The 21,017-nt window shown below is 41.0% G+C and carries 16 protein-coding genes; 10 read left to right on the top strand and 6 right to left on the bottom strand.

The features are described 5' to 3' along the window. Positions 1–58 precede the first annotated feature (58 nt). Positions 59–556 carry a gamma carbonic anhydrase family protein gene (locus tag Q0081_RS07705; RefSeq protein ID WP_298351019.1) on the bottom strand — a complete coding sequence of 166 codons (498 nt, stop codon included), beginning with the start codon at positions 554–556 and terminating at the stop codon, positions 59–61. Between the two features lie 26 nt (positions 557–582). Further along, positions 583–1,977 carry a phosphoglucosamine mutase gene (gene glmM / locus Q0081_RS07700; protein ID WP_298351016.1) on the bottom strand — a complete coding sequence of 465 codons (1,395 nt, stop codon included), beginning with the start codon at positions 1,975–1,977 and terminating at the stop codon, positions 583–585. A 213-nt stretch (positions 1,978–2,190) separates the two neighbouring features. Here glmM and Q0081_RS07695 point away from each other — a divergent pair, with 213 nt between their 5' ends. The 5 genes from Q0081_RS07695 (at position 2,191) to Q0081_RS07675 (ending at position 7,924) form a co-directional block, all read left to right on the top strand. Beyond that, positions 2,191–2,631, top strand: coding sequence for a hypothetical protein (locus Q0081_RS07695; RefSeq protein WP_298351013.1), 441 nt, complete (start codon positions 2,191–2,193; stop codon positions 2,629–2,631). Between the two features lie 42 nt (positions 2,632–2,673). After that, on the top strand, positions 2,674–4,275 hold the full coding sequence (locus tag Q0081_RS07690; protein WP_298351010.1) for a hypothetical protein: 1,602 nt from the start codon (positions 2,674–2,676) through the stop codon (positions 4,273–4,275). Next, positions 4,272–6,146, top strand: coding sequence for a CocE/NonD family hydrolase (locus tag Q0081_RS07685; RefSeq protein WP_298351007.1), 1,875 nt, complete (start codon positions 4,272–4,274; stop codon positions 6,144–6,146). The genes Q0081_RS07690 and Q0081_RS07685 overlap by 4 nt, the downstream gene beginning before the upstream one ends. 457 nt (positions 6,147–6,603) lie before the next feature. Beyond that, the gene (locus Q0081_RS07680; RefSeq protein ID WP_298351005.1) at positions 6,604–6,915 is read left to right on the top strand and encodes a hypothetical protein; all 312 of its coding nucleotides are present in this window, start codon (positions 6,604–6,606) and stop codon (positions 6,913–6,915) included. A gap of 37 nt (positions 6,916–6,952) precedes the next feature. Further along, on the top strand, positions 6,953–7,924 hold the full coding sequence (locus Q0081_RS07675; protein WP_298351001.1) for an NADPH:quinone oxidoreductase family protein: 972 nt from the start codon (positions 6,953–6,955) through the stop codon (positions 7,922–7,924). A gap of 91 nt (positions 7,925–8,015) precedes the next feature. Here the strand turns inward: Q0081_RS07675 and Q0081_RS07670 are convergent, their stop codons facing one another. The 4 genes from Q0081_RS07670 to Q0081_RS07655 form a co-directional block, all read right to left on the bottom strand. Next, the gene (locus Q0081_RS07670) at positions 8,016–9,479 is read right to left on the bottom strand and encodes a SusD/RagB family nutrient-binding outer membrane lipoprotein (RefSeq protein WP_298350998.1); all 1,464 of its coding nucleotides are present in this window, start codon (positions 9,477–9,479) and stop codon (positions 8,016–8,018) included. A 2-nt stretch (positions 9,480–9,481) separates the two neighbouring features. Next, on the bottom strand, positions 9,482–12,667 hold the full coding sequence (locus Q0081_RS07665) for a SusC/RagA family TonB-linked outer membrane protein (RefSeq protein ID WP_298350995.1): 3,186 nt from the start codon (positions 12,665–12,667) through the stop codon (positions 9,482–9,484). A gap of 270 nt (positions 12,668–12,937) precedes the next feature. Then, positions 12,938–14,467 (bottom strand): SusD/RagB family nutrient-binding outer membrane lipoprotein, encoded by a 1,530-nt coding sequence (locus Q0081_RS07660; protein WP_298350993.1) that lies wholly within the window; start codon positions 14,465–14,467, stop codon positions 12,938–12,940. A gap of 22 nt (positions 14,468–14,489) precedes the next feature. Further along, complete coding sequence (locus Q0081_RS07655; RefSeq protein ID WP_298350991.1) at positions 14,490–17,681, bottom strand: SusC/RagA family TonB-linked outer membrane protein; 3,192 nt, start codon at positions 17,679–17,681, stop codon at positions 14,490–14,492. Between the two features lie 440 nt (positions 17,682–18,121). Here Q0081_RS07655 and Q0081_RS07650 point away from each other — a divergent pair, with 440 nt between their 5' ends. The 5 genes from Q0081_RS07650 to Q0081_RS07630 all read left to right on the top strand — a co-directional run bounded on the left by Q0081_RS07650 (position 18,122) and on the right by Q0081_RS07630 (position 20,966). Then, entirely contained in the window at positions 18,122–18,754 is a 633-nt protein-coding gene (locus tag Q0081_RS07650) for a DUF1361 domain-containing protein (RefSeq protein ID WP_298350988.1), read from the top strand. A gap of 39 nt (positions 18,755–18,793) precedes the next feature. Further along, the gene (locus Q0081_RS07645) at positions 18,794–19,153 is read left to right on the top strand and encodes a diacylglycerol kinase family protein (RefSeq protein ID WP_298350987.1); all 360 of its coding nucleotides are present in this window, start codon (positions 18,794–18,796) and stop codon (positions 19,151–19,153) included. Positions 19,154–19,223: 70 nt separating this feature from the next. Then, positions 19,224–19,859, top strand: a complete 636-nt coding sequence (locus Q0081_RS07640) for a hypothetical protein (protein ID WP_298350985.1) — start codon at positions 19,224–19,226, stop codon at positions 19,857–19,859. Positions 19,860–19,915: 56 nt separating this feature from the next. Then, on the top strand, positions 19,916–20,209 hold the full coding sequence (locus tag Q0081_RS07635) for a transcriptional regulator (protein ID WP_298350984.1): 294 nt from the start codon (positions 19,916–19,918) through the stop codon (positions 20,207–20,209). Positions 20,210–20,261: 52 nt separating this feature from the next. Then, complete coding sequence (locus Q0081_RS07630) at positions 20,262–20,966, top strand: hypothetical protein (RefSeq protein WP_298350982.1); 705 nt, start codon at positions 20,262–20,264, stop codon at positions 20,964–20,966. The last annotated feature ends 51 nt before the right edge of the window (positions 20,967–21,017 follow it).

The following is a 21,017-nucleotide window of genomic DNA, read 5'->3' as shown; positions in this document are numbered from 1 at the left end:
TGAAGAGGCTCCTGAGTATCAGGAACCTCTCAATAACAAGGTAAGGTAGGAGTAAGTCTTAAAACAATAATGGAAATTCGCTGGAAGCATGTCGTTGACCCATTTCAACGTAGTGGGCAGCGCTTTCTAATAACTGGGCCGCGTAAGATTCGGGAAGTTGTTTTACAATTTTTCCGGGTGTACCCAAGACCATTGAAAAATCTGGAACGTCCATCCCTTCAGTGACAAGGGCATGGGCTCCAATAATGCAAAATTTGCCGATTTTAGCGTTGTTTAAAATCGTGGCTCGCATTCCAATTAATGAACCGTTGCCTACGGTTGCTCCGTGGACAATAGCTCCGTGACCTACGGTTACATCATTACCGATAATCGTAGGAGAACCATAATCGGCGTGCAAAACAGCATTATCCTGAATATTGGTACGGTCGCCAATGGTAATTTTCTCTACATCAGCTCTTATCACTGCTCCGTACCAAACTGAAACGTTTTCACCCAGCATGACTTGGCCCATTACGGCCGCTGTAGGAGCAATAAAAGTACTTTTGTTATTTTCCATAAACTGTACCAAACTCAAAATGACACCTATTGATGAATGACTTCTTTGATATCAGCAATAATTTTCCGGGCTAAATGGTCGGCAGTGGCTGCTGTCTCAGATTCAGAATAAATACGAATAATTGGTTCCGTATTGGATTTACGAAGGTGAACCCATTCTTTGTCAAATTCTATTTTTACGCCATCAATTGTGTTGATTGGATTCTTAGCGTACTTCTTCTTGATTTTTTCAAGTACTCCATCTACATCTATGTCGGGAGTAAGTTCAATTTTATTCTTAGAAATATGGTAGCTGGGATACGTGCGTCGCAGGATAGAAGCCGATTTGCCGAATTTTGCCAAATGGGTTAAGAACAAAGCAATTCCTACCAAGGCATCGCGTCCATTGTGCAAGGCCGGATAAATAATGCCTCCGTTGCCTTCTCCACCAATTACTGCATCATTGGCTTTCATCATTTCCACTACATTGACCTCGCCCACGGCCGAAGCAAAATAGTTGCCTCCCGCTTTGAGTGTAACATCACGAAGTGCTCCCGTTGAAGATAAATTGGAGACAGTATTTCCCAACGTATTTTTAAGCACATAATCAGCTACGGCTACCAGCGTATATTCTTCTCCAAAAGGCATTCCGTCTTCGCAAATAAGTGCCAAGCGATCTACGTCCGGATCTACCACAATCCCTAAATCAAAATCCCCCCGCGTCATTTCGCGGCTGATTTCGAGCAAATTTTCGGGCAAGGGCTCCGGATTATGGGCAAAATCGCCGGTGGGTTCGCAGTTGATAAGTTTGATATTTTCTTTATTTACACCTAAAGCTTCCAAAAGCATCGGTACCGCGATTCCCCCCGTTGAATTAACGGCGTCTACGGTAATTTTGAAATTCTTGGCAGCAACAGCTTCTTTATCTACCAACGGCAAAGCCATAATCAGTTCGATGTGCTTTTGAAAATAGGTCGCATTTGTTTGGTAGGAACCCAATTTGCGTACCTCTACAAAATCAAAGTCTTCGCTTTCGGCCAATTCCAAAACCTCTGCTCCATCCTGACCTGTGATGAATTCACCTTCGCTGTTTAAAAGCTTGAGGGCATTCCATTGAATCGGATTATGGCTTGCGGTCAGAATAATACCTCCTGCAGCCTTTTCGAGCGGTACGGCAATTTCGACGGTCGGGGTAGTGGAAAGCCCTAAATCTATGACCTCAAATCCAATACCCTGTAAGGTGGAAGCTACCAATTTTGAGACCATTTCGCCCGAAAGTCGGGCATCACGTCCGATGACAATCCGAAGATTATTAGCTTTTTTTCGTTTGAGCCACGTTCCAAACGCAGCCGAGAATTTAACAACATCAATCGGTGTAAGCGAATCTCCCGTCTTACCGCCAATCGTACCGCGAATACCTGAGATGGATTTTATTAAGGCCACTTTGTTTGTTTTTTACTGATTTATATCGTTTCAAAAGTACTAATTTTTAAGCACAAACGGGCAATCCTTGCAAAATCCCCCTACTTTTACGAAGTTCGCCCCGTTAAATATATTGACCAAAAATAATATCATTGATTAACCATTTGCCTAATTTTAGATTTCATTTTCTGGTTGTCTGCTTCCAATCTTTTAATCTCTTAATTTTATAATACTATGCGTAAATGGCTTTTCCTCGGAATTTTACTACTTATCGTTGGTAGTATTTTGTATTACATAACATTTGGTTATTACAGTGACGGAACACGCGTAGGCTCATTGGTAAAACTGAGCCGTAAAGGATATGTCTTTAAAACCCATGAAGGTCAATTGATCGTGGGAGGTATGTCTGATGGTACCGGTACTTTCAATTCGACGACGTGGGATTTTTCAGTAGATGATGATAACAAAACAGCTATTGAAGCACTGAATCTGTCCCAACGAACGGGACAACGTGTGGCTCTGCATTATGAAGAAAAATTCTTTCAATTACCATGGAATGGTGATACTAAGTATTTTGTGGTATCGGTAGAATTAATACCCGCTCAGGTGATTCCTCGACCTGTAGTTCCTGTTACACCGCAACCGGTTCCGGCAGATACGGCCAAAGCTCTTTAATTCACTTTGTCAAAGTATTGGGCTTTGAAAGTCCCGGCAAATATGCGTCTTCATCGATTTGGAGTTTTAATTTTATTGGTTGCTGGATTGATTCTGGTCTACAATTTAGCGGCGTGGAAAGATGTTGAGTTTGGTGACGAAACCACTTATCTGGGTTCCGGGCTAACTTTCTCAATTCCCTTTAAGGGAGGCGCTCAGTGGGGCCCTCTCTACGCTGCTTGGTATGCTTTTTGGCATTTGTTCATTCCTAATAGTCTGGATTTATATTATTTCAATTGGGCTTTATTAAGTGTTTTGGCAGGCATAGCCGTGTTTCTTTTTCTTCGTTCATTACGTTTGTCTTTTTGGATAAGTGTTTGTCTTTCAGTGTTATTTTTGTTTTCTTCTCAAAATCTCCCTCTCAATCCTAAAATATCCATTGCTCCGTTTTGTTTGATTTTGGCGACTTTAGCTGCTATTCATTTTAATCAATGGACCCACTTTTTTCGATTTCTTTTGGTCGCTTTGGTGGGGTTATTTTGCGCTTATTTTCGTCCTGAATTTTATATTTCATTTCTGTTGGGACTACTGTTTATGCTTTGGTGGGCATGGAAAGAAAAAGCACTTCAACAACGAATGAATATCGTTGCAGTCGGAGTTTTTGTAATAGTAGTTATTACGCTTCACGTATTGCTTGAGAATCCACTTTTCAGTGGTGATGGCAGTCGCAGTGCTGTTGCTTTTCAGCAACATTTTATAGTCAATTATTCCGCTTGGAACCATCAACCCGAACCAAGTACGATTGAGGCTCAACTTCGACTTTTTCATCAGGTTTTAGGCAACGATGTACAAACGCTTACTGATGCTCTGAAAGCTCAGCCGGCTTGGGCATTGAAGCATATTTTTACCAATTTGACCCATACACTTACCGCTAACCTGAAAAATACAGTTGATACGTTTTATCAAACACTTTTTCGAGGGTGGTATTCTCCCTGGCGTACAGGTTTGGTGGCAATAATAGGATTGGTATTTTTAGCCCTGGTTGATTACCCGGCTACTTGGCGTAATTTTCGACAGAAACCGGTAGATGGGTGGGGATTGGTGGCATTGATTACTCTTATTTTTCCGACTTTAGTGGCTACCATTCTGATTTATCCGCGTACACACTATTTGGTATTTCACCTGATTCTGATTTATTGGCTGATAGCCTTTATTGCGAATCGGATTACTTTCAGGAAATTATCTTTTCTCCAAACGATTCCACCCGCACCTATATTCGGCCTTATTTTATTGGTCTTTTTAGGTGTCAGATTCCCCGAATATCACCGTCAGGCCCCGACACCTGCCGCAGATAATGTACGATTCATTATCAAGCTTCAACCTAAAGAGCGTTTGCGAATACTCGAACGAGATTGGTATCGGGTTTTTCTAACGCAAGACTCTGATTGGATTCACGTAGAAGAATATAGGGATGGCGATTTTGAGAAATTTGTACAACAAAAAAACATCAACTTTATCCTGATGACGCAGGATATGCAGGCTTATTTCGGTAAAGATGCCGGTTTTGACCTGTTTCTAAAGCAGTATGAGTCACAAGGTTTTGTTAAATTGAAAACCAATTCGTCGGGAGATTATTTACTCATCAAACAAGCACTAAATCCATGAAAAGCTTCTTTTTCCTACTCCTTTTTGCCTTAACGCAAACTATCTATGCCCAAAGCGACTGGGTCAAAGAAAATTATAATAAAGTGGAATACGACATTGCAATGCGCGATGGTATCAAGTTGCACACTATTGTATATTCTCCTAAAGATGCTTCGACGACCACTACCTATCCGTTTTTGATGCAACGGACCTGTTACAGCATTGCGCCGTACGGGGAAGGCAAATTTGCGGGACAAATAGGGCCCAATAAGTTTTTGATGCGTGATAAGTACATCTTTGTTTATCAGGACGTACGCGGGCGTTACATGAGCGAAGGAACTTGGACCAATATGACGCCGCAAATTGCCAATAAAACTAAATCGTCAGAAGTGGATGAATCTTCAGACGCTTACGACACCATTGATTGGTTGGTCAAAAATGTTCCGAATAACAACGGTAGGATAGGGCAATGGGGTATCAGTTACCCGGGCTTTTACACAGTCGCAGGAGCGCTGAGTCAACATCCTGCTTTGAAAGCATCTTCTCCTCAAGCACCCGTTTCCGATTTCTTTTTTGAAGATTTTCACCACAATGGTGCTTATACTCAAGGTTATTTCCTGACTTTTCCCGTATTTGGAATTCAACATGACAAACCTACGACAGACAATTGGTGGCTGCCGGGATTAATTCAAGCCAATACGAAAGATGGGTATCAGTTTAATTTAGACTTAGGACCGCTCAAAAATTTTGATAAATACTACAAAGATAACTTCTTTTGGCAAGAGCATGAAGAGCATCCCAATTACGACGAATTTTGGAAAAAACGAAGCATTGTACCGCATTTAAAAAATGTAAAACATGCCGTCATGACTGTAGGTGGGTGGTTTGATGCCGAAGACTTATACGGGCCTTTGACTGTTTATAAAACCCTCGAAAAAAATAACCCTGGGACGTACAATACGCTGGTAATGGGCCCCTTTGGGCATGGTCGTTGGTCGCAGGAGACGGGACATACACTTCACAGTAACGTTTATTTTGGGGATAGCGTAGCTACATTCTATCAGCGTGAAATTGAGACTAAGTTCTTTCAACATTTTCTCAAAGGAGCAGGGGATGGCAAAACGGGCTTACCTGATGCCTACTTGTTTAATACCGGCAAAAAATCGTGGGAAACGTTTAACAAATGGCCTGCGGCCAACGCCGAAAAGAAAATGTTATATTTTCATGCTAATGGCAAGTTGACGTTTGAGGCACCTAAAGAAGCTAAATCTGTGAGTGAATACGTGAGTGACCCGTTGAAGCCGGTACCGTATCTTGAAGATAACACCGAAACGATGGGTTTCACACCGTTCAATTATATGTCAGAAGATCAGCGTTTTGCGGCTCGCCGAACTGATGTGTTGGTTTTTCAAACCGAACCTTTGAGTGAGGATATAACGCTGGGAGGTGAAATTATGGCCAAGCTCAAAATCAGTACGACGGGTAGTGATGCCGACTTTTTTGTAAAGTTGGTAGATGTGTATCCAGGCGAAGAACCTAATCATGCCTATATGCCCAACAAAAATGTAACGCTTAGCAATTATCATCAAATGGTACGCAGTGAAATTATGCGGGCGCGTTTTCGTAATTCGTTTGAAAAACCCGAGCCACTTACTCCCAACAAAGTCACTGATATTAACTTCCGATTGCAGGATGTTCTGCATACTTTCAAAAAGGGGCACCGTATACAGATTCAAGTACAGAGCACGGCTTTCCCTCTTTTTGACCGCAATCCGCAAAGATACATTCCTAATATTTACTTAGCGAATGAAAAAGACTTTATCAAAGCGACCCACCGCGTTTATCATCAGATGGATCTAACGAGTGGATTGGAAATAAGTATACTAAAATAGCTGATTGGTATATATTACAACAATAAATATACCTTCTTGCGTAATTAACTGTAAATCAGTAGTTTTGTTTGTTTTTTTTTGTAGGAGTTCCTATTTGGTGTAATTTTGCCTCGTAATAGAGTTACAAGTACCCTACTTAAAAACAATATTTGTGAATTATTCGTATAGTCGAAGCCCTTTATGGGGCTTCTTTCTTATCCTTGTACCTTTCTGTTCAGTCTATGGCTACACATTAAAAAATAATACGGTTTCTGCTTTTGTGGTCAAAACTATTATTTGTCCTAATTTATGTTTGGGTCAACGTACCTATAAAGTGGTTTTTGAAATAACGGATGCATTGATATCAACTGATAGGGGCGTAGTTAGGAATGGCACAATTTTTGATATTGACCCATTAAATGATTATAAAGTTTTGATTTACATTACTGATAGCAACTAACAAACAACTCAGCAGGTAGTGACCTTGCCTATTTGTGACCCTATTATACCAGATGCCCCTTTGGTAGTAAGTCAAAGTATTTGTGAAGGCGAGAAAATAGCTCCATTAATTGTGTATACCTCTTCGAATGCTACGGTTGATTGGTATTTGCAGGAAACGGGAGGGCTGCCTGTTTTATCAGGGGTTCTTCAATTTATTCCCGCTAAAGAAGGGGTTTATTATGCACAGTCCAGACTCACTGATTGCAAAAGTTTATCTCGAACTCAGGCAAGATTGCAAATAAAAAAAGCGATTTGTCCGGTTATAAATAGTAGGAAAATAAGGCGTTAAGGCTTTATCTTTCATGCCAAAACTGGACACTACTTTTATGAAAGCCCTTCTCTGTAAACAATATGGCCCGCCCGAATCGCTTGTGGTGGAAGACGTCTTGCCCTTGCATCCTGAAAAAGACCAAGTGGTTATTTCGGTGAAAGCCTGTGGCGTTAATTTTCCTGATACACTTATCATTCAGGGTAAGTACCAATTCAAACCTCCCTTTCCTTTTTCTCCGGGAGGAGAAGTGGCCGGTGTCGTGAAGGAAATAGGAGAAGATGTAAAGCACCTTCAAGTCGGGGATAATGTATTTGCAATGCCGGGTTGGGGGGGCTTTGCTGAAGAATTAGTGGTAAATGCCAATCGAACCTTCAAGATGCCCCCAAACATGGATTATGCTGTGGCAGCATCGCTGATGTATACTTATGGAACTTCTTACCATGCTCTCAAAGACCGGGCGCAGTTGAAAGCGGGAGAAACTTTGTTGGTGTTGGGAGCCGCCGGAGGAGTAGGTTTAGCTGCGGTCAATTTGGGGAAAATTATGGGTGCAAAAGTGATTGCAGCGGCTTCAAGCGACGAAAAACTGGCCTTATGTAAAGAATACGGTGCAGATGGCCTAATTAACTATTCGAAAGAAGATTTACGCGAAAGCCTTAAAAAACTAACGGGTGGGGGAGTGGATGTTATCTATGACCCCGTAGGTGGAGAATATGCCGAACCTGCCTTCCGCGCCATGAATTGGAAAGGACGCTATTTGGTAGTTGGTTTTGCAGCCGGCCAAATTCCGGCACTTCCCTTCAATTTAGCATTATTAAAAGGCAGTTCCATTGTAGGTGTATTTTGGGGCGCTTTTGCTGAGCGCGAGCCTAAAGCCAACTTTCAAAATATAGTTGAGTTATTTCAGTTTTACCAAAAAGGAGAACTCAAGCCTTACATTCAAAAAACGTATTCTTTAGCGGAAACTCCTCAAGCCCTTTATGATATGCTCGAACGACGAGTGATGGGAAAATTGGTAGTCACTCCTTAAAACATAAAAGGAAGTCATCGGGTTGATGACCTCCTTTTAATAATAATTAAGCGAATGTTTTAGTCAAGAAGTAGTAATACATTCTAAAAACCTACTTATCCCACCAAACACGACCGTCGTGGGTATCTCCGCCGGAGATACGCGATGTAGCGGCATCATAATTGGCTTTGTTCAATGTAGCCTCAACGTTTGGGTACGCATAGCGGCGAGGTATTTGCTTACTTGTATTTACTGCGTAAGCAGAGGGAGTAAGTTTTGGAAAACCTATACGACGCCATTCAGACCAAGCCTCTTGTCCGTTGGGGTATAACGTAATCCAACGTTGCACGGCAATTTTTTCAACGGCATTAGTACCTTTAGTGATGTCGTTAAGAGGATCTGCGATATACGTAGCGTATTTTGCTGCGTCGTACACTTTCCATTGCTCCCAAGCGGCTTTAATAGCATCGTTGTATAGTTTGTTGCCATCTTCAGTAGTCCAACCCAATTTGGCGGCTTCTGCACGTGCCAAAAGTACCTGGGCAGCTGTTACGATATAACCTGGTGCAGCTTTGGTCTGAAAGTTTGCAATATTTGGTTTTGAATATTTAGGATTTTTGTTGGTCCATTGAATCAAAACATCCCTTTTTAGACCATAAGGAATACCAAGGAATGAGCCATCTGTGATAGGCGTAAAGTAGGCAGGAATACGTGGGTCTTTTCGGTCTTGCAATTCTTTCAAAAACACATCGCTTATACCTTGGTCATCGCGACCGTCGTAGAGAGCTTGCCAAGGGTTACGGAAGTCGTTATTGTCTAAAAATGCGTAGACGATATTGTCAGCATTGGTAGCTACATTGCCAGATGCATCTGCCAATGCTGCTGCAAACTCGGTTTTTCCGGTTGCGGCATCAACTTTCGACATACGTAGAGCTAAAATCATGCGCAATGAATTGGCGTATTTTTTCCATTTTGTTGCACTTCCTCCATTCAAAATATCACCTGTTACAGCTTTTCCGTTGTCAAATTGTGCTATTGCTTCTTTAAGTTCTTTCAATAAACCCGTATAGATAGCCTGTTGGGTATCATATTTTGGGTTTGATTTTTTGATTAAAGCTTCCGAATAAGGCACATCTCCCCAAGTGTCGGTCACAACCGCGAATATGGCAGCCTTAGCAATGCGAGATACTGCTATTTGATTGTTGTTTGATCCATTATCAAGTACAGCACTTAAGCCCTTAGTAGCAGCGTCAGTGTTGATGTTAATAATGTTTTGTAGATCGTACAGTGTTCCGGTATAATAGCCACTAAAATCAACTTGAGTAGTTGCGTATTGCGAACCATCAGGATACTGACTTTGGGAAAAATACTGCGCATATAAGCCTTTCTCAACGTAGTAAGTATTTTGAGAATAAAAATTTGCCAATACATTGGTAAGCAAAGCCGATGTTACAGGTGTTTGCGTGGCACTTGGGTTAACGTTGATATCACCAAATTCGCCGAGTGTACAAGAAGATAAATTCAAAAACACTGCGGTTAATGAACCCAGGATAAGGGATTTTTTTATATTATTCATGATTAGAAACTCAATTTAAGGTTAAAGCCTAACGAACGAGTACCAAAATATTGACCGTTTTCGCCATAAGTTTGTGAGATTTCGCTTGAATCAATGTTGCGGTTGGCAACATAAATAATCCAAGGATTACGTGCGATAAACGATACCGAAGCAGAACGGATGTAGCTATTTAAGCCAAGTTTAGCAAGTGGGATATTATAGCCAAAGCTCAGTTCCCGAATTTTTGCATAAGAAGCATCGTAAACGTCGAAATCGGCCCCGGAATTATAAAATTGGTGGTAATAATCGAACCCCTCTACATACATTTCAACTTTTTCGCCTTTTTCGTTTACGCCATTTACTTTTACTCCACCCCCTTCAGAAACTGGGTCGCGTACGTTTTTGCCTTTGTCGTTAAGTGCAGCTGTTTCTTCTAACAAACCGGAGTATTTACCCCAAAGACTTGATAATGAGTAGAATTTGCCACCTTTTTGGAAATCTAATGATACATTCAGCGTGAAGTTTTTGTATGTCATCATCGAAGTACCACCACCTGTGAATTTTGGTAATACAGAACCAAAATATTGGTCTTTTTCGCCAACATAGAAACCATCGCTGGTCAAAACAGGTTCGCCGTTAATGCGTTTGATTTTATAACCACGCAGCTGCCCCCACTCTTCGCCCACCTTATGTACTTGTATTACTTGTGAGAATGTTGCTGCGGCTTGTGTGTATGTTGTTAAGCCTTCGGCTAGCTCGAGTACTTTCGAAGTGTTTCTGGCAGCATTTAAAGATATATCCCAGTTGAAGTCTTTTCCTTTGAATGCTGTAACATCTAATTGTAGTTCAAGTCCTTGGCGTTGAATGTGGCCAGCGTTGATAATTTGTGAAGAAAAACCACTGGCTCCCGGAATCTGTACGCTCAAAATCTCATTGCGTTTGTCTTCTTTGTAAACTGTTGCTGAGAAGCCAATTCTATTACCCAAGAATTTCAAATCTATACCACCTTCGTACGAAGACGACAATGAGGGCTGAATATTTTCGTTCGGCAATTGGTTTGGTGTACTCATCAAGATGTTTGTGCCATATTTCACTGCACCAACACCATAAGTAAGGGCTAAGTTGTAAGGGTCAATATCAGAACCTACTTGCGCCCAGCTCGCTCTCAACTTACCAAACGACATGAATGGAATTTTGCCCTTGAATATTTCAGAGAATACAAAACTTCCACCCAACGATGGGTAAAGATAAGAGTTAGCATCTTTCGGCAAGGCCGACGACCAGTCGTTACGAACAGAACCTTCTATGAATACAGTCTCGTTGTAGCCCAAAGAAGCTCTGGCATAGAGAGATTGTACTTTTTTTCTTGAACGTCCATTTGAATAATTAATCACATCTTTTGAATTAGACAATGCAAACAAGTTGGGCACTACTAAACCTGCCTTTGTGCCTACATCAACAGTGCGAGCGGTGTTCTCCCGTAAGTTTCCACCTACGTTGGCATCTAAGCTGAGTTTGCCCCATGCGTTGTTGTAAGAAGCCAAAGCTTCATAGTTGTCTTCTCGGTTGAAACCTTGTCCTGTGTTATAATATGCTTTGTAACCAGTTTGGTAGGCCGAATTTTCGATAAGTGTTGGACCTGTTTGCTCATAGTTGGTTGTTAACTCATTGCGGCGAGCAAAAACAGCTACTTTGAAGTGATCATCTAACTTGAACGTCAAATTCAAGTCGCCAAACAACTTATTACGATTTACCATATTAACTTGGCGTGAAAGTTGCGCATAAGGATTGTACCAGTAGTTCCCTTGTGAGAAACGTCCTGTATTGAAGTTAGAAGTAGAAGTAACATTATCGTGGTTCCAGCTAATCAAAGAGCCGGAAGGGGATACGTAATCTTTCAACTCACGCAAAATGTTGATATCCAAGTCGCGGTGAAACCAAGCGTTGAAAGAACCACTGGTTGCATTGCTATAACCGTCGTTGTTTTCTCCCTGAAGTTTCTCAGCTGTGTAGTTGACGTTTGCTCCGAAAGTAAAATATTTTCCCAAATTGATCTCAGTCTTCGTTGAAAGCAAATTTTTATCTAACGATGTATAAGGCGTGATGCCCGTTTGGTTGATATTCGTATAAGAAATACGTGTATTAAAGTTATCACCAGCTTTAGAGAAAGTTACACCGTTTTGTGCTGTTTTACCTGTGTTATAAAAATCACGAATGTTGTTCGGGTTGGCAGTCAAAGGAGCTGTTTTGAACGAGTATTGTGTATTTGGGTACCAGGCATACCATGGGATATACTCTGCCCCATCCATTTTTGGACCCCATGAGGCATCGTCAGTATAGTCATGGTATTTTTTACCATCAAGGGCTTTCCACTCTTCCGGTTGGCCGGCTACCCATTTGTAGGTTAACCATGCTGCATCGCCACCACCTGCATAAACATTCTGATATTTTGGAACAATCGTTGGGTTTTCAAAAGAGAAGTTTGAGTTTATATCAATACCTATGCCCGTTTTTTTTGCTTTTTTGGTTGTGATAACCACAACGCCGGCATCTGCACGCTGACCGTAAAGAGCCGTTGCATTAGGGCCTTTAAGAACCGTTATTGATTCTATGGCATCCATGTTAACGTCTGTAACATTAGTGGGAGTACCATCAACTACATACAAAGCAGTTTTTCCGTTCAAAGCACCGGCACCACGAATACGTATGCCACCCGCACCGTTAGATCCCAATTTAGACCCTGCCTGACTTTGTACTTGTACACCGGCAATTTTACCAGCCAGAGCGTTGTTAACGTTATTTTCGCCAGCTAATACCAGTCTTTCTGACTTTATCTGTTGGGCAGAATAAGACAACGTTTTAGTAGAACGGGTAACGCCAAGCGCTGTTACAACTACTTCTTCTAATTGCGAAGCATCGGCCACCAATTTGACGTTAACTGTGTTTTCTGTACCAAGCGCGATTTCTTGACTTTTGAAGCCAATGAAGCTAAAAACCAATTTCGAATTGCCGGGAACTGAAACCTTGTAACTACCTTCTGAGTCGGTAGTTGTACCACGCGAGGTCCCGCGTAGCGTAACGTTTACGCCTGGTAGAATCGAGCCATCGTCTGCAGTAACTTTACCGGAAATGGTGCGATCTTGGGCAAACAACGATAGGCCGCAAAGCAATAGTGCCACTGCGGCTTGCAGTGTAAACCTTTTTTTCATAATAATGATTTAGTTTAGTTTAGATTAAGATTACCATTTCAAATGTATCAAAAACAATTCAATTGTCAAAATAAAAAAATCAGTAGATTATGTGGTAATTATAAAAAAATTCCATTTTTTAAAGGGATATTTTAACTAAAGCCAACTCAACTTAAATCTTGGCTTTTTCAATTATAACTTTTGAAAAAACTTGAAATGAAGACTTCAAAACAAACAAAAAGGCTGCCTCTTGCGAAACAGCCTTTTTGTTTGTTTAACTATTTTGATATGTTAGTCAACATCCCAGAACAACTTAGTAGTAAATACATCAATGGTACCTTGTGCTTTTACGTTTTCGCCATTTGAACCTAATTCTGTATTAGGATAGAAGAAACGTACAGGGCGTTTGGTCTCACCAACGATTTGAATACTTTGAGGAGTTACTGGAAGATTTGTCCTTCTATATTCAGCCCATGCTTCCAAGCCGCTGAAGTTAGTCAAAGCAGTCCATTTCTGAATAGCAATAGCAGCCAATTTATCAGTTGAAGCATCCCAATCGTAGTTGTTGATTTTACTTCCTTTGAAATTAGCAGCACCGGCTGTATTGGCTCCCAGTACACGGAATGACTGTACAATACCTGCTTCAAAATAAGATTGTGCTGTACCCGGTAAAGTTACATCGCTGAATCTTTGTTTAGCTTCTGCTAATAGGAATTGAACTTCAGAAGCTGTCATAAGGATGTAAGGACGATTGTATTCGCCTTTCACCAGCAAACTTGGCCCCAAAGAACTGGTATTTGCAGGCAAATAACCCGAGCTCACGCCAAACGGCGTACCATTATAGTTTGCAGCAATCTCTTTTTGTACACTTGTCCCTGGTACGTTACCATTTTCTCCGCCGTTGGCATAAGCAATTCGCTTCAAGCGTAATGTGTCGCCCGCAGCCTTAAGGCCGGTGAAAAGGAACTGAGTTAAACGAGGGTAGTTGTTAAGTGCTCTTTTGGCACCGTTGGCATCATAACCCCAGTTATTATAAATCGGGTTCAATTTGCCGGCGGTAGCTAAGTAGAAAGAGGGGCCGCCAACACCGACTTCTTCTCCCGTAATAAAGCCCGAACCTTGGCTTACAATCTTATTGATTTCAGTTTTGATGTAAGCATCCCGTCCTGCAATTTTAGATTGGCGGATCAAAATTCTCATTTTAAGAGAATTCGCAAACTGTGTCCATTTAGTGGTATTGCCTTTAAATACAATATCCGAACCCGCAAAGGCACTGGCAAAGGTGTTGGCTTTTAAATCAACAATGGCGTCATCCAATAAAGTGATTAGCGACTCATAAACTGCTTTTTGATCGTCAAATTTAGGAGCAAGTATTTCAGTACCTTTCAGCGCATCAGAATATGGAACATTTCCATACATATCCAACAATTGTTGAAACAACATAGCCTTCATGACCTTGGCCGGTCCTTTCAGGTATTTTTGGTTATAGGTATCTGCATTGTTGATTACAAATTGATAATCCTGCAGATTGTCATAATACCCATCCCAATAGTTAAAATCACCATTGGTAAAGTTATACGCAAAAAGAGTAGTGCTGATGATATACCCGTTTCCTTGGGTCCATTGCCCGGACCAATACGAACCGGTTTCATTGGGACCAAGCATGTTGGTAGATGTCGTATTTAAAGCATTGGTAAATACAAAGCTCGGCGACGCAGTAGGCAACGAATTGGGGTTGGTGTTGATGTCAAAGAATGACTCCTTACAGGCACTTCCAACCAGCGCAACAAATGCAATTATAAAAAATGATTTTAATTTCATGTTCAGTCAATTATGATGATTACTAAAATGTAAGATTAATATTCACACCGTACTGACGTACCGGAGGAGTTTGGCTGGTATTGTTAATCCCCAAACCATTTCCTGTGGTAAAGCTATACTCAGGGTCAGTGTAGAAGTTCATTTTATCCACAATGGTGAGCAAATTCCGACCATACAGTGCGATACTTGCAGCTGAGAAAATCTTTGTTTTAGTTATTAAACTTTGTGGGAGGCTATAAGAAAGGTTGATATCTCTCAATTTGATAAACCAAGCGCTATTGACAAAGTTTTCGGAAATTACGCGATACTGATCAACCCACAGCGTGTATTCCGGCTCACGAACTTTCACCGTTGTATTAGGAACCACATTTGTGCCTTCAATGTAGGCCGAGTTAGGGAAAATTTGGTCACCTCTGTTATCTGTCCATTTACCCGAACCTGTGAAAGTCATTTGGCGTCCTAAGTCACTGTACATCACGTTACCGCCACGGTATTCGAAGTTGAAGTTAAAGGCGAAATTGCCATAGTTAACTTTCGAGCCTAAACCGATAATGTGGCGTGGCAACGTACCTCCTCTTGGCGACAAGGTAGTTTGACGCAATGGATAGCCCGTAGTTGGACTTACCAAACGTTGCCCTGATCCATCAGGAGCATATTGATAACCATCTGTTTTTAACATTGGGAAACGCGATCCTTTGATAACACTTGTATTAGCATACGAATAACCGCCAATTACAAACTCATCAATACCCGGATACAGGTCAACTACTTTGTTATCATTGTATGAATAACGAACGGCGGCATCCCAAGAGAATTTACCGCTGCCTCTGGCAATCAGGTACTTTAATTCGGCTTCATATCCCCAGTTCTTTGTTTCTCCTACGTTGATCAGCAAGTTAGAGAAACCCGTCGTATTGGGTACTTTCACCGTGATTACCTGGCCTTTTGAGTTTTGGGTATAAGCCGACACGTCTATGTTAAGTCGGTTATTAAACATCTGAAACTCACCGCCAATTTCTGAAGAATAAACGATTTCAGGTTTCAAATTAGCATCAGGTAAGGTATTGCCTACGGTCAAACCTACTGTGTTACCAAAAGGGAAGTTAGCACCATTTGGATAAACCAGATCCAAACCATACAAAGGAATATTGTCATTGGCATTTTTGTTAACATTCACCCTCAATTTGGCGTAGTTTAACACGCTGCTTTTAAGCGCAGGGAAGGCATCGGTAGCAATAAATGAAACAGCAACACCGTAGTAAGGATATGACCAAAAATCTTTTGGACGGGTTGGTTTGTAGAAAAGTGATGTTTGGTCATAGCGGAAGGTACCGTTCAAAATTAACCAGTTTTTGTAATTAGTGGTTAAGTCAGCGTAATACCCAACACGACGTTGCAGCGTATTCGATTCGCCACCCGTCAATTCACCCTGACGGTTTGAAACGTTGTATACACCCGGTACAACAATAGAGCTTGAACCCACGGTAATTGACTTGGTTGCCCGTTGATACACACTGTGTCCCAAAATCAACTTATTTGCGAATGAACCAAAGTCTTTGGTCAACTGAATCTGAAACTCGTTATTCATTACGTTTTCCGTAGTTGAATAATCACTAACAGCACCTAAGTTATCAGTAATAGCCCGGTAAACCCCCGTACCATCACCATCAAAATAATAAGGAGCCGGAATAAACGCTTTACTTTTTGCCCAGTCAGAGTACAGGAACTTACCCGTTGTGTTTTTACCGGTACGTGAGTTGTTCATGATACCCAACCGGTTCGTAAAGGAAATCCAGGGAGCTGCTTTGTAGGTCAAGTTTAAGTTACCGCTGATGTTGGCATCTTTGTATTTCTGACGGTTGTTATCCGCGTTGAAATACGGGTTGTTGTAATAATCGTTAAAAAAGCCGTTGGGATTGGCAAATTTGTTATTCTGCCAGTCTCTTAAGTCACTTAAAGGCAAGTGAGCAGGTTGATTAATTACGTCGTTGTAGAAATCAGATGAAGTACGGTCGTAAGCAGCCTGAGTATAGCTGGCCGTAAATCCGGCGGTGAGTTTGTTATATTCACGAGTGGCCGACAAACGAGCACCGGTTCTTTCACTTTTATCGCCTGGAACAATACCTTGAATCTTTTGATTTTCTAACGACATGTAGAATGAACTGTTGTCGTCACCACCTTGGAAATTCACCTGATTATTCATGGAGATTCCGGTGTCAAAACTTTTGCGACGTCCGTTTTTCACGGGAGAGTAAGGTAAGATGTACTGAGTGCCGTCTTCCACTGTCCGTCCTACCATTCTCATTGAACCATCATACTGATCTCCAAACTGTTGGTTTTCGTAGGTTCTCCAGTTTTGTTTTGAACGGAAAGCCGGATCCGGGTTATAGCCGGCCGAGCCGAATGATTGGTAGTAGTGTGAACCTGAACCGTATTTTTCCTGAAACTGAGGTAAGAAGCTGATTTGGTCAAAGTTGGTACTGTTTGAGTAGCCTACTTTGATTTTGCCTTTTGCTCCTTTTTTAGTGGTAATGATAAGTGCACCGTTAATACCGGCCGAACCGTACAATGTAGCTGCCTGTCCACCTTTCAGGATAGAAACACTCTCAATATCGTTAGGATTGATCAGCGCCAATACGGTAGAAGTGGTCTGCATACCGTCCAATACCACCAAGGCTTCGTTATTACCCGTCATTGACCGAAAACCGCGTAATACGATTTTGACGGCAGGGTCAACGCTGTTATTGACGTTGTAAACCGCCAAACCGGTCACTTTTCCGGAAAGAGCCTGAGCCAATTGGGGCGAACGGCCTACGGTTACATCATCAGTCGTTACTTTTGAATAAGCATACCCGATTTCACGCTGATTTTTCCTAATCCCCTGCGCTGTTACTACTACTTCCTGTAATTGCGAAGCGTCTGCTACCAATTTCACATTGATAGAGGTTTGGGCACCTACTTCAATTTCCTGAGAGGCAAAACCAATAAAACTGAAAACCAATTTGGAATTAGCAGGAACTGAGATTTTGTAAGTACCGTCCGCTTCGCTGGTAGTACCGCGCGAAGCACCACGCAATGTAATGTTCACGCCCGGTAGCGCTGAACCATCATCTGATGCTGTTACTTTGCCCGTAATGGTACGGTCTTGGGCAAATAACGAGAGGCCACAAAATATCATAGCTACTGCGGCCAGCAGTGTAAACCTTTTTTTCATACTTAACGATTTTTAATTTAGATTAAGAAAACTGTCCCAAAAATAAGAAATAAATTAATTGTCAGAACAAAAGTTATAACAAACTTATTCTGCTTGCAGAATAAAAGCGGATTCATGAAATTATCCTAATCTTACACATCAAACAAAAAACTTAACTGATTAAACTCATAAATGTGTAAAGTATGATTCTTATTCATGATTAAGAAGAAGTACTTTTTTTAACCATAGAATATTTTGATTTTTAGGTGTTGGATGAAATAATCGTTGACTTTGGTAATGTGAATTCCTACAATGTTAAACCTTTGAAAACTCTAAAACAATTTCTGGTATCGTTTGTAGATGAAACTTTATACTTTGTAGATGAAAATATATTTCGTTTTACTTGACATGTATGCTGATTTCTATTTTACTTTGCAAAACAAAGTTCTTTTTAATTTCAAATGAAGAATCAACTACAACTACTGGGATTGCTGTCATCAGTAAGTATTGTGATGATTATAGGGCGGGTTGTCGCGGTGGAAAACTTAGGAGGGGTATTTCTGATTTGGAATCTGTTTTTAGCTTGGATTCCGCTTGGACTTGCTTATCTGGTGGAGGATATGTGGTGTCAACGATTTATCCGAAGATGGGGAGTAATGGCCGGAGTGAGTATTTGGTTACTGTTTTTCCCAAATGCGCCGTATTTAATTACAGATTTAATGCATTTGAAAGCCGCTCCTGATCATTTAATATGGTATGATGCCCTCATGAATTTTTCTTTTGCCTTGGTAGGTTTATTGACGGGACTTTATTCGCTGCTGAAAGTGCATCGTTTGGTCGAACAAATTTGGAATGGTTCATTGGCATGGATAGTAGTGATCGGAAGTTTGGTTTTATCAAGTTATGGTGTTTATTTGGGGCGCTTTGGTCGCTGGAATAGCTGGGATATTGTCACTAATCCTTTTTCATTGGTTCGATACAGCGTCTCTAATTTGCATGATCCTTTAGCAATCAAGCTAACTATTGTATTTTCGTTTGCTATGCTGGTAATCTATGGAGCCTTTTGGCTTTTTACGAGCAAGAGTTTACGATAAGTCGTTTATCCTTACTTCAATATGATTAATATACGCAAAATGCTTCGTAGTTTTGGCTATGCTTTTGAGGGGGTGTCGTCTTTGTTTGGGTATGAAAATAACGCTCGTTTTCACCTATTGGCAGCTATTGGAGTGTTGTTTGCAGGAATTGGATTTGATATTGATTCAAATGAATGGGCGTTAATTGTATTGGCTATAGGTGGAGTATGGGCGGCAGAAGCTTTCAACACAGCGTTAGAGAAACTGTGTGATTTGGTATCGCTGGGTGTTCATCCGCAAATAAAAGCAATTAAAGATCTGGCAGCAGCCGGAGTTTTAATCATGGCTGGCGTTGCAGTGGTCATTGGAGTGTTGATTTTTGGAGAAAAAATAATGAGATTATTGCTGAATCCAATGTGATTTGTGCAGAGAAATTGTAACATGTAAAAATAGTATACTGATTAATCTTAAAAGCGTTCGAATCAAAACTATGGATTCCTCAAACCGACCCTTAGAGACCCTTACTGAAATCCGCGACTTGATGCAGCGCTCTTCCAAATTTCTTTCCCTCAGTGGATTGTCGGGTGTCTCTGCGGGAATAGTAGCACTTGTGGGGGCATTGGTTGCCTATTTACGCCTTAAAACCGATGCTTTGAGCTACGAAAGCACCAGTCAGTTGTCAGAATTGACGCGGGGTGAAATGATGAGGTTTGTATTGATAGACGGAACTATTGTGTTGGTAGTGGCGCTTACTTTGGGAATGTTTTTCACGATACGAAAGGCTCAAAAAGTAGGGCAACCCATTTGGAGTTCTACCTCTAAACGATTGATAGTGAGTTTGATAATACCTCTGATAACTGGCGGTATTTTTTGTCTGGCCATGTTTTATCGGGGAATATTGTGGGTAAGTTTTCCGGCAACTCTCATTTTCTATGGCCTTGCTTTGCTGAATGCCAGTAAATATACTGTACGAGATTTAGAATATTTAGGCATCTCAGAGGTAGTTTTAGGTTTGATTTCTCTATTTTTGACGGGTTACAATTTACTGGTTTGGGCTATTGGATTTGGGGTTTTGAATATTATCTATGGCACGGTGATGTATTTTAAATATGATAGAAAAAGTTAGTGGCTTGGCAGTAAATACTGTTGTACGATTAACGGATAACAATTAACGGTAAGTAAATGCTTGAACATTTTAACAAAGCCTTTGAGAGTAAAGCACGGTTAGGGATTATGTCGGTCTTGATGGTGAACGAGTCGTTGAGTTTCAACGCCCTCAAAGAACTGCTCAATCTGACTGATGGCAATCTTGCTACGCATTTACGTGCACTCGAAGAACAGGGCTATCTGAATGTTCAAAAACAATTTGTGGGTCGTAAACCTAATACTACGTATGCCGCTACTACCGATGGTCGTCAGGCATTTACCAACCATTTAAATGCATTAGAGGCTTTCATTCGTACCGGGCAATATTGATTGCCTTTTATTTTTTGTTAATTTACTTTGAAACACAAAAAACTTTTCAGTTATGAAACTACATCTTTTTCCCAACGCTTGGTCAGCAAATGCTCCCATTGAAGAAGAAACTTCTACGATTCAAAAGTCAAATTGGGCGCAACGCTGGTGGGCTTTCACCGATTCTCATTATCGGACGGGGCTTTACCTATTTTTTCTCAGTTTGTTGTGGTTTACAGGAATTCATCTTTTGGTGAATTCATCCAAAAGTGAATCGGCACACTTTGTTCCTAACTGCCTGATTGCCATTGGTTATACGGTTTATTTATTAGTTGTAGGGAAAATGAAACCTTTTTGGAGTCGGCAACCCGATGAAGGGCTTTCTCACCGTTTGTTGAATTGGTGGATTTGGGTCATCAGTTGTTTTGCATTGAATCGCAGTCTTCCTGTTTTTCAAGAATCTGCAGTTTGGGTTAGTATGGCATTGGTCGTTTCGGGAACATTGACCATCTTATACAGTGGATTAACGTTGGTATCCGCTCGGCTTCGGGAAGTTTTCTATTTCTGTTGGGGAAGTTCGCTGTGTTTGTGGCTGTACTTTACGGGGTATTTGTTTTGGCTGTATCCGGTCAGTTTTTTAGGAATTCTGTTTTTTGGTTTGGGATTTCACACGTTTGTGCCTTTGTTACTGTTGATTGCTCATTTTAAAGTAAGGCTCTTACCTAATATTGGACTGATGAACAAAATAGGTAGTTTTGTAAGAAAAGATGAAATTTGAGCTACAGTTACATAAGATTTTAGATGTTTCAGTTTGCTGGGAAATACTACG

Source organism: Runella sp., from assembly GCF_027484545.1.
Taxonomy (GTDB): Bacteria; Bacteroidota; Bacteroidia; order Cytophagales; family Spirosomataceae; genus Runella.
This window is presented reverse-complemented; position numbering and strand designations above follow the sequence as displayed.

Bases quoted from the DNA above. Each gene is read 5' to 3' on its own strand.
- Q0081_RS07705 (WP_298351019.1), bottom strand. From the start codon at position 556: ATGGAAAATAACAAAAGTACTTTTATTGCTCCTACAGCGGCCGTAATG.
- Q0081_RS07695 (WP_298351013.1), top strand. From the start codon at position 2,191: ATGCGTAAATGGCTTTTCCTCGGAATTTTACTACTTATCGTTGGTAGT.
- Q0081_RS07690 (WP_298351010.1), top strand. From the start codon at position 2,674: ATGCGTCTTCATCGATTTGGAGTTTTAATTTTATTGGTTGCTGGATTG.
- Q0081_RS07685 (WP_298351007.1), top strand. From the start codon at position 4,272: ATGAAAAGCTTCTTTTTCCTACTCCTTTTTGCCTTAACGCAAACTATC.
- Q0081_RS07675 (WP_298351001.1), top strand. From the start codon at position 6,953: ATGAAAGCCCTTCTCTGTAAACAATATGGCCCGCCCGAATCGCTTGTG.
- Q0081_RS07670 (WP_298350998.1), bottom strand. From the start codon at position 9,479: ATGAATAATATAAAAAAATCCCTTATCCTGGGTTCATTAACCGCAGTG.
- Q0081_RS07665 (WP_298350995.1), bottom strand. From the start codon at position 12,667: ATGAAAAAAAGGTTTACACTGCAAGCCGCAGTGGCACTATTGCTTTGC.
- Q0081_RS07660 (WP_298350993.1), bottom strand. From the start codon at position 14,467: ATGAAATTAAAATCATTTTTTATAATTGCATTTGTTGCGCTGGTTGGA.
- Q0081_RS07655 (WP_298350991.1), bottom strand. From the start codon at position 17,681: ATGAAAAAAAGGTTTACACTGCTGGCCGCAGTAGCTATGATATTTTGT.
- Q0081_RS07650 (WP_298350988.1), top strand. From the start codon at position 18,122: ATGAAGAATCAACTACAACTACTGGGATTGCTGTCATCAGTAAGTATT.
- Q0081_RS07645 (WP_298350987.1), top strand. From the start codon at position 18,794: ATGCTTCGTAGTTTTGGCTATGCTTTTGAGGGGGTGTCGTCTTTGTTT.
- Q0081_RS07640 (WP_298350985.1), top strand. From the start codon at position 19,224: ATGGATTCCTCAAACCGACCCTTAGAGACCCTTACTGAAATCCGCGAC.
- Q0081_RS07635 (WP_298350984.1), top strand. From the start codon at position 19,916: ATGCTTGAACATTTTAACAAAGCCTTTGAGAGTAAAGCACGGTTAGGG.
- Q0081_RS07630 (WP_298350982.1), top strand. From the start codon at position 20,262: ATGAAACTACATCTTTTTCCCAACGCTTGGTCAGCAAATGCTCCCATT.